At 57.8% G+C, this 270-nt stretch carries 1 pseudogene; it reads left to right on the plus strand.

From position 1 onward, the window contains the following. Positions 1–270: pseudogene (locus tag ACRHNM_RS16825) on the plus strand (DUF1569 domain-containing protein); the annotation flags it as partial.

Raw genomic sequence — 270 nt, forward strand, 5'->3', positions numbered from 1 at the left:
GACCCGCAAGCCCACAGGGAGATCAAATCCCGCCTGACACAGCTCAGGGCCGACGACAAGCCGGCCTGGGGTCGTATGAGCGCAGGGCAGATGGTATGGCACTGCCAATTCCCCCTCAAAATAGCCATCAAAAACAAGGACGTCCGGATGCGCACGAACCCCCTACTCCTTTGGTTCTTCAAAAAAAGCCTCTACAACGACCGGTTATGGCGTAAAAACCTGCCAACTGCCCCCCGCGCCAAAGCTACCGAACCCAGGCATTTCCACGCG

This window comes from Psychroserpens mesophilus, assembly GCF_050617655.1.
Taxonomy (GTDB): Bacteria; Bacteroidota; Bacteroidia; order Flavobacteriales; family Flavobacteriaceae; genus Psychroserpens; species Psychroserpens mesophilus_A.